Origin of the sequence: Pantoea sp. sgz302252 (assembly GCF_042610525.1) — a bacterium.
GTDB lineage: Bacteria > Pseudomonadota > Gammaproteobacteria > Enterobacterales > Enterobacteriaceae > Erwinia.
The window spans coordinates 120,718-129,399 of record NZ_JBHDVM010000013.1 but is presented as its reverse complement, the minus strand read 5'-3'; the positions used below and the strand labels follow the sequence as shown (position 1 = coordinate 129,399).

8 protein-coding genes are annotated in these 8,682 nt (G+C 52.2%); 5 read left to right on the top strand and 3 right to left on the bottom strand.

Going from position 1 to position 8,682, the window contains the following annotated elements; all coding sequences use genetic code 11:
• Positions 1-221: 221 nt before the first annotated feature.
• Together mobB and mobA are read right to left on the bottom strand one after the other, a co-directional pair.
• Positions 222-731, bottom strand: a complete 510-nt coding sequence (mobB, locus tag ACETPC_RS20010; protein WP_380184236.1) for a molybdopterin-guanine dinucleotide biosynthesis protein MobB — start codon at positions 729-731, stop codon at positions 222-224.
• Positions 728-1,315 carry a molybdenum cofactor guanylyltransferase MobA gene (gene mobA, locus ACETPC_RS20005; RefSeq protein WP_380184235.1) on the bottom strand — a complete coding sequence of 196 codons (588 nt, stop codon included), beginning with the start codon at positions 1,313-1,315 and terminating at the stop codon, positions 728-730. Before mobA ends, mobB begins: the two co-directional genes overlap by 4 nt.
• A 75-nt stretch (positions 1,316-1,390) precedes the next feature.
• Between mobA and ACETPC_RS20000 the strand changes: the two genes are divergently transcribed.
• The 4 genes from ACETPC_RS20000 (at position 1,391) to polA (ending at position 6,583) form a co-directional block, all read left to right on the top strand.
• On the top strand, positions 1,391-1,660 hold the full coding sequence (locus ACETPC_RS20000) for a YihD family protein (RefSeq protein ID WP_380184234.1): 270 nt from the start codon (positions 1,391-1,393) through the stop codon (positions 1,658-1,660).
• A 74-nt stretch (positions 1,661-1,734) separates the two neighbouring features.
• Positions 1,735-2,727, top strand: a complete 993-nt coding sequence (locus ACETPC_RS19995; protein ID WP_380184233.1) for a serine/threonine protein kinase — start codon at positions 1,735-1,737, stop codon at positions 2,725-2,727.
• A gap of 47 nt (positions 2,728-2,774) precedes the next feature.
• Positions 2,775-3,404, top strand: coding sequence for a thiol:disulfide interchange protein DsbA (gene dsbA, locus ACETPC_RS19990; protein WP_380184232.1), 630 nt, complete (start codon positions 2,775-2,777; stop codon positions 3,402-3,404).
• A gap of 392 nt (positions 3,405-3,796) precedes the next feature.
• On the top strand, positions 3,797-6,583 hold the full coding sequence (polA, locus tag ACETPC_RS19985; RefSeq protein ID WP_380184231.1) for a DNA polymerase I: 2,787 nt from the start codon (positions 3,797-3,799) through the stop codon (positions 6,581-6,583).
• Between the two features lie 369 nt (positions 6,584-6,952).
• Here the strand turns inward: polA and yihA are convergent, their stop codons facing one another.
• Positions 6,953-7,576 carry a ribosome biogenesis GTP-binding protein YihA/YsxC gene (yihA, locus tag ACETPC_RS19980; protein ID WP_380184230.1) on the bottom strand — a complete coding sequence of 208 codons (624 nt, stop codon included), beginning with the start codon at positions 7,574-7,576 and terminating at the stop codon, positions 6,953-6,955.
• Positions 7,577-8,134: 558 nt separating this feature from the next.
• Here yihA and yihI point away from each other — a divergent pair.
• Positions 8,135-8,662, top strand: coding sequence for a Der GTPase-activating protein YihI (yihI, locus tag ACETPC_RS19975; protein WP_380184229.1), 528 nt, complete (start codon positions 8,135-8,137; stop codon positions 8,660-8,662).
• The last annotated feature ends 20 nt before the right edge of the window (positions 8,663-8,682 follow it).

Here is an 8,682-nt window from a genome sequence, read left to right as displayed (position 1 = left end):
TGCGATAACCCCGACCGAAAGGCCGGGGTTTTTTGCGTCTGCGCGACGGCAAAATATCCCGATGCGGGACCAGGGAACTGCCAGGCATCAAATTGCATAACCCCGACCTTACGGTCGGGGTTTTTTGCGTTTGGGCTAAGTAAAACTGTATCCGCTACTTTTTATTGCTGCAAAAACATGCGAAAGTAGAGTCAAAAAACCTTTTTTCAGAGGCATCTTCGTTAACGCTTCTGCTCCTGCAACCAGGCCTCAATAAATTCCGCAATACGTTCCGCATCGTCGAGCGGTAAGCAAGACAGTCCCAGCGAGCGCGGCTTGTCACTGGCCAGGGCAATAACGTATTTGTCCAGCTGCTCAGGAAAAGGTTTTCCGGCCGCTTCCCGGTAAAGCATGATTTTTGCGACCGGCTCGTCTTTAAACCCTTCAATAAGAATTAAATCCAGCGACTCTGTATTCATCCTGCTGGCCAGATAAGCCAGATCGGGCGACTGTGCAGGCGTTTCGGTCATCAGCGCCCAGCGCTGCTGGCTGGCGACCAGTACCTGATCCGCCCCGGCTTTGCGCAGCTCATAGCTATCCTTACCGGGCTTATCTATCTCCATATCGTGATGAGTATGCTTGATTAATCCACAGCGGATCCCTTTACGGTGCATAATCGGGATCAGCTTTTTCAGAAGAGTAGTCTTGCCTGTGCCACTTAGCGCGGCCACCGCTAATAAAGGTACTGTCACCGCTTCTCCCTGGTTAGATCTTCTGGTCGATTGATATTGCGAAAAGCCTCAGCGTCGTCAAACAGGACTGCATGCCCACCAGCCTGCTGTAAAAACAGCATGACCTTACGTTCGCCTCTTGCCAGAAAATCAGCCAGCATTGTTGCTATGCTGCGGTGCAGCAGCGCCAGCGTAGGATGATCGCGATCGGGCGTTGCTGCCCAAACGACAGATGCTTCGCCTTTTTGCTGCCACAGGCGCTGTACAAGATCTTGCGGGAGTTCAGGCGTATCACAAGAGGCAAATGCCAGCCATTCGCTATCCACCATCTGAAGCGCCGCCAGCATGCCTGCTAAAGGTCCAGGGAAGTCAGGCAGCGTATCAATGATCACCGGCACGCCGCTTTGTTGATAAAGCGTCAGGTTACGGTTCGCACTGATATATACATGCTCAACCTGAGGTTGAAGCCGTTCCAGAACGTGCTGATAAAGCGGCTTACCATCATAAGCCACCAGTCCTTTGTCTTCTCCGCCCATCCGGCTGCCGCGTCCGCCAGCAAGAATAACGCCAGCCACCGAAGCCGCACCGGAGCCGTAAAAACCCATAAGCTTTACACCCTCTTTTTTTGTGGGATTAACCCTGCTACCGTAGCGAAACCCCAATCTCACAGGAAGCCGATAATGAACTGCCACCGTCTGAACGAACTGATCTCGCTGCTGCAGCCAGCCTGGCAGCAGGAGCCCGAGCTGAATCTGGTACAATTTTTACAGAAAATTGCGAAAGAAGCAGGTTTTACCCAGCCGCTGGAAGAACTCACCGACGATGTGTTGATCTATCATCTTAAACTACGCGATACCGACAAAAATGAGCAAATCCCCGGGCTAAAAAAAGACTATGAAGAAGATTTTAAGACGGCGCTGCTTCGCGCGCGTGGTGTAATTAAAGATTAAATAGACCGGTTCATCCGACGTACTGGCGTTTGATGGTATCCTCAACCTATGCAAATTACCGATGAGTATGCCGGATGACCGAACCCGCCTTTAACTTTCAAAACCTCAATCCCGATACGATCCTTGATGCGCTCTGGGATACGGGCATTCGCGTAGAGTCAGGCCTTACCGCACTGAACAGCTATGAAAATCGGGTCTATCAATTTTCAGATGAAGACAAAAAACGTTATGTCGTAAAGTTTTACCGACCGCAGCGCTGGTCATCGCAGCAGATTGAAGAGGAACATCAGTTTACTGCCGAACTGTTGGCTGATGAGGTTCCCGTTGCCGCGCCGCTGGCGCTACAGGGGAAAACGCTGCATCAGCATGACGGCTATTGGTTTACCGTTTTCCCCAGCCTCGGAGGAAGACAGTATGAAACAGATAACTATGATCATCTGGAATGGGTTGGACGCTTTCTGGGCCGTATACACCAGACAGGGCGCAAAAAAACTTTTACCGCTCGTCCCACTTTTGGCCTGCAGGAATATATCAATGAGCCGCAGCAGGTTCTTGAAGCCAGCAATCTTATCCCAGCCAGGCTGAAAAAAGATTTATTGGCCAGCGTCGAGCTGCTCAGCACAACTTTACAAAAGTGCTGGCATACTCAGTGGCGGCCGCTGCGGCTACATGGCGATTGCCATCCCGGTAATATTTTATGGCGTGATGGCCCGCTATTTGTCGATCTTGATGATGCCCGCAATGGCCCTGCCGTACAGGATTTGTGGATGCTGGTTAACGGTGACATTCAGGAGCAGCGCATCCAGTGGGATATTCTGCTGGAAGCCTATAGCGAATTCTGCGAATTCGATACACATGAATTGTCACTGATTGAACCTTTACGCGCCATGAGGATGGTTTATTATCTGGCGTGGATTGTTCGCCGCTGGCAGGATCCCGCGTTTCCGGCCAGTTTTCCATGGATGACGGACGAAGATTTCTGGCGCAGACAGATCGCTATTTTCAACGAGCAGGCCCGGTTGTTGCAGGAGCCCCCGCTGCAGCTGACGCCCGCATTCCAGGGCTGATCGCCTTTTCCGGTCAGCTTATTTTGCTATCAGGAGAGAGTTTCCAGATGAAAAAGATTTTATTCGCGCTGGTTGGTGTTTTTCTGGCGTTCAGCGCTTCTGCTGCCCAGTTTACCGATGGCCAGCAATACGTCACGATACAGAAACCTGTTACCGGCGAACCTCAGGTTCTGGAGTTCTTTTCTTTCTTCTGTCCGCACTGCTATGAATTCGAAAACGTCTGGCACGTCAGCGATGCCGTAAGGAAAAACCTGCCGGCCGGTACCAAAGTCAGCAAATATCACGTGGAATTCCTGGGCGGCGATATGGGTAAAGTGGTCACTCAGGCGTGGGCTGTGGCCATGGCGCTGGGCGTGGAAGATAAAGTCACTCAACCGCTGTTCGAAGGCATCCAGAAAACGCAAACCATCACCGATCCGGCCAGCCTGAAAGAGGCTTTCGTTAAAGCTGCGGGCATCACGCCAGAAGAATATGATGCGGCCTGGAACAGCTTTGTTGTGAAATCACTGGTAGCCCAGCAGGAAAAAGCGGCCGTCGATGTTGAACTGCGCGGCGTGCCTGCTATGTTTGTTAATGGCAAATACATGGTTAACAACGGCGGCCTGGATACCAGTTCAATGGATAACTACACCCAGCAATATGCCAATGTCGTGAAGTTTCTGCTGAGCCAGAAGTAAGCGATAAGACGACGCGGCAACAGCCTGCCGCGTCGATCGCCAGGATCCTCCTCCCTCAGAAATAAAACTTCCCAACGCGATCCTTTTTTAAAGATCTAAAAACTTCATAACTGATATCCACATCGATCAAAACTAAGCCTGAGAGAAACTCCGGCTAATTTAATATCTTAACTGCATGAAAATTAATGGTTTTGATAAAAATTTAGCTTCGAGCAAGCGAAGTTTTTAATTTGCTTTAGAATTTACGCACAAACTTATCCACAGGCCGATAAAGCGAAGCAGGCCGCAAAACGCCCAGGTTATGCTGCTTAATATCCGCAGGGATTTCATATTTACGGCATAGCTGTGGCATCCTTACCCTATTGTGAATTTAACCCGGAATGTGACAACCCATGGCACAAATTGCAGAAAACCCGCTCATTTTAGTCGACGGCTCTTCTTATCTGTATCGCGCATATCATGCGTTTCCTCCGCTGACTAATAGCGCTGGCGATCCTACCGGCGCCATGTACGGCGTGCTGAATATGCTGCGCAGCCTGCTGCTGCAATATAAACCGAGCCATGTAGCGGTGGTTTTCGATGCCAAAGGCAAAACGTTTCGTGATGAGCTTTTCGAGCACTATAAATCCCATCGTCCGCCAATGCCGGACGATCTGCGGGCGCAGATTGAACCGCTGCATAATATGGTCAGGGCAATGGGGCTGCCGCTGCTGGCGGTATCCGGCGTAGAGGCGGACGATGTTATCGGCACGCTGGCGCTGGAAGCCGGTAAAAAAGGTATTCCTGTGCTGATCAGCACCGGCGATAAAGATATGGCGCAGCTGGTCACGCCGGATATCACGCTGATCAACACCATGAACAACGCTATTCTCGGCCCGGATGAAGTTGTCGAAAAATATGGCATTCCGCCCTCGCTGATCATCGATTTTCTGGCGCTGATGGGCGACTCCTCGGACAATATTCCGGGCGTGCCGGGCGTTGGCGAAAAAACGGCGCAGGCGCTGCTACAGGGTCTCGGCGGTATTAAAGATATCTATGAAAACCTGGAAAAAGTGGCGGAGCTTTCATTCCGTGGTGCCAAAACCATGGCGGCTAAGCTGGAGCAAAATAAAGAGGTCGCTTTTCTCTCTTACCAATTGGCGACTATCAAAACCGACGTGCCGTTGGAGCAGAGCTGTGAAGAACTCACGGTCAACGAGCCCGTCGTTGACGAACTGCTGGCGCTGTTCCGCCGCTACGAATTCAAACGCTGGATCGTCGATCTGGAAGAGGGCAAATGGCTACAGGGGAAAAAAGGCGGTGCCGCCGCACAGAAAACCCAGGTCGAACAGCCGGAGCCACAGCCGGAGGCCACCAGTATTCTGTCGGCAGATGGCTACGTGACTATTCTCGACGAAGCGACCTTTGCGGAATGGCTACAAAAATTGCAGAGCAGCGAACTGTTCGCCTTCGATCTGGAAACCGATTCGCTGGATACGCTCAGCGCCAATATTGTCGGCATCGCCTTTGCTACTGGGCCTGGCGAGGCCGCCTATCTGCCGGTCGCCCACGACTATCTGGATGCGCCGGAGCAGCTCGATCGTAAAGAGGTGCTTGCGCGCCTGAAACCGCTGCTGGAAGACAACAGCCTGCTAAAAGTCGGGCAGAACCTGAAATACGATCGCGGCGTGCTGGATAACTACGGTATTCAGCTGCGCGGTATCAAGTTCGACACTATGCTGGAATCCTACGCGCTGAACAGCGTAGTGGGCAGGCACGATATGGATACGCTGGCTTCACGCTGGTTAAATCATAAAACCGTTACCTTTGAAGAAATTGCCGGCAAAGGCAAAAAGCAGCTGACGTTCAACCAGATCGCGCTTGAACAGGCAGCGCACTATGCGGCGGAAGACGCAGACGTCACGCTACAGCTGCACCTGAAGATGTGGCCGGAGCTGGAAAAAGAGCAGGGGCCGAAAGAGGTATTCGAGAATATCGAAATGCCGCTGGTCACGGTGATCTCACGTATTGAGCGTAATGGCGTCCTGATCGATCAGGCTATTCTCGCTAAGCATTCCCAGGAGCTGACCACGCGGCTGGCAGAGCTGGAAACAAAAGCGCACGAGCTGGCTGGCGAGCCTTTCAACCTCTCTTCAACCAAACAGCTGCAGACTATTCTGTTTGAAAAGCAGGGCATCAAGCCGACCAAAAAAACGCCGGGCGGCGCGCCATCAACCAGCGAAGAGGTGCTGGCCGAGCTGGCGCTGGATTACCCGCTGCCAAAAGTCATTCTTGAACATCGCGGTCTTTCCAAACTGAAGTCGACCTATACCGACAAGCTGCCGATGATGATCAACCCTTTATCCGGTCGCGTGCACACATCCTATCATCAGGCCGTAACGGCCACAGGACGCCTCTCTTCTACCGATCCTAATTTGCAAAACATCCCGGTACGCAATGAGGAAGGACGCCGTATCCGTCAGGCCTTTATCGCTTCCAAAGGTCACCAAATCCTGGCAGCGGACTACTCGCAGATTGAGCTACGCATTATGGCGCATCTCTCCCAGGATAAAGGGCTGCTAAGCGCTTTCTCCGCCGGAGAAGATATTCACCGCGCTACGGCGGCGGAAGTCTTCGGCATGGCGCTGGATAAGGTAACGGGCGAGCAGCGCCGCAGCGCTAAAGCCATCAACTTTGGCCTGATTTACGGCATGAGCGCTTTCGGCCTCTCGCGCCAGCTCAATATCGGCGCCAATGAAGCAAGAAAATATATGGATCTTTACTTCGAGCGCTATCCTGGCGTGCTGCAGTATATGGAAAACACGCGCCAGCAGGCGGCGGAAAAAGGCTACGTTTCCACGCTGGATGGCCGTCGGCTCTATCTGCCGGATATTAAAGCCAGTAACGCAATGCGCCGTAAGGCGGCCGAGCGGGCGGCAATCAACGCGCCTATGCAGGGCACAGCGGCCGATATCATTAAAAGGGCCATGATTGCCGTTGACGGCTGGCTGACGCCGCAGGCCGATCCGGACGTGAAGATGATCATGCAGGTGCACGATGAACTGGTCTTCGAAGTCAAAACTTCAGAAGTTGAAGCAGCGACGGTAAAAATCCGCGAGCTGATGGAAAACTGCATGCAGCTGGATGTGCCGCTACGCGTCGATGTCGGCGTTGGGCACAACTGGGACGAAGCGCACTGATTTCTCCCCGCAGCGCCACGGATGGCGCAAGCTTTTAAACCCGCCGGGTGAAACAAAAGTAGCCTGGCGTCGGCTGGCGTTTCAGTCTGGCTAACCCTTTATGCCTCAAACATTTTTGTAGCCGGTTCGCTACCTGAAAAGCTTTATTATGTGAACTCTATTGGATAAAAAGGGGAGTTTTATGAAACCAGGCGGTAAAAAATCCTTTTGAGCCCTGAAAAAATCATGTAGAGTTGCAGACGTAGGGTACAGAGGTAAGATGTTCTATCTTTCAGACCTTTTACTTCACGTAATCGGATTTGGCTGAATATTAGCCGCCCCAGTCGTTATGACTGGGGCGTTTTTTATTGCGCGTCGTGCAGGCTGCCGTTACGCTTCTTCCGTGGCTGGCGGGATCTCGCTGAACCAGCTGTCCAGCTTCAGGCGCAGTTTATCAACGCCCATTTTCTTCAGCGATGAAAATACCTCTACCTGTACATCGCCAACAAAACCTTTAGCCGCCTCGCGAACCAGATTCAGCTGCGCTTTACGCGCGCCGGAAGCCAGCTTATCCGCCTTGGTCAGCAGCACCAGCACCTGAATGCCGCTCTGCACTGCCCATTCAATCATCTGGCGATCCAAATCCTTCAGCGGATGACGGATATCCATCAGCACCACCAGTCCTTTCAGACAGTGACGCATCTGCAAATACTCCGCCAGCGAGCGCTGCCACTTCAGCTTCATCTCTTCCGGCACTTCTGCGTAGCCGTAACCCGGCAAATCCACCAGACGGAAGCCCTCTGCAACCTGGAACAGGTTAATCAGCTGCGTTCGTCCTGGGGTTTTACTGGTACGGGCCAGGCTTTTCTGATTGGTGAGCGTATTGAGCGCGCTGGACTTGCCCGCATTAGAGCGGCCCGCGAACGCCACTTCAATGCCGGTATCGGCTGGAAGATGGCGGATGTCAGGCGCGCTGGTGACAAAGTGGGTTAAATGATAATTCCAGCCAGACAAGATAAAAACTCCAGATAATAAGAACAATTGCGCAGAGTATACCCTGTATGGATTAAAAGCGCCCTGTTGGACGCGAAGCGGTGCTGGCTTTGTAAGAGATCGGCTACAAATTTTGCCAGAAGTTTACCTTATTTAAATTATTTAACTGGCATTAACTCTAATAAAGTTAGTTACTTAAGTTTTTAAGGCCAGATAAAAATAAAATTTTTCCGGCGCTTACCTTGTGAGTTTCGCTATATAGTCTACATTTGTTGTCAGAGCCAGGACGGCTTACTTCAGGATGAAGCGCTCAGGGGGACGTCAGGAAGGTGCTGAGCAGGGAAGGAAAGTGTCGGGGAAACGGCTCATCTGAAGGGAAAGGACTGTGTCCATGAAGGACAGCATGGCAAGGGAAAACCGGGAAGTTGGCTGCCAAAAAGGATGCTGACTTAGTCAGTCCTTCTGCGGAAGGTGCGAAAAAAGGCGACAGGGTGACCTGGCGCCTTTTTTCTTTGTCTGCTTTCTGCTAGATTCCGCCGCAATTCTATACTGAAGATAAATAGTCTGAGAGCAGAAACCATGAAGCAACCTGCACGCGAATCGCAGAAAAAACCGGCGGCCAAAGCGAAGCGTAAAACGCGCGATGAAATCAACACCGAAGCGCGCGATCGCAAACGTGATAAAAAGCATCGCGGCCACGCATCCGGCAGCCGCGCTAATCCTGTTGCCACGTCGAAAAAAAGCGGTGAAGGCGCTAAAGATAAAGACCCGCGTATCGGCAGTAAAAAACCGATAGCGCTGGGCGCGGCAGCGGCAGCCGCCCAACCGGCGAAAAAAGCCAAACCGGTTAAAGCGGCCGAAGAGAAAAAGCCGCGCCTGTCGCCGGAAGAAGAGCTGGCGAAGCTGGAAAACGACGAGCGGCTGGATCTGCTGCTGGACAGGCTGGAAAACGGCGAAACCCTGAAGGCGGAAGATCAGGCATGGCTGGATCAAACGCTTGACCGCATCGACGTGCTGATGGAACAGCTTGGCATCGCGCTGGATGACGATGTGGAAGACGAAGAAGCTGAAGAGGATATGTATCGCCTGCTTAAGGGCGGCAAGTAATCCCGTCGATGCTTTTCGGA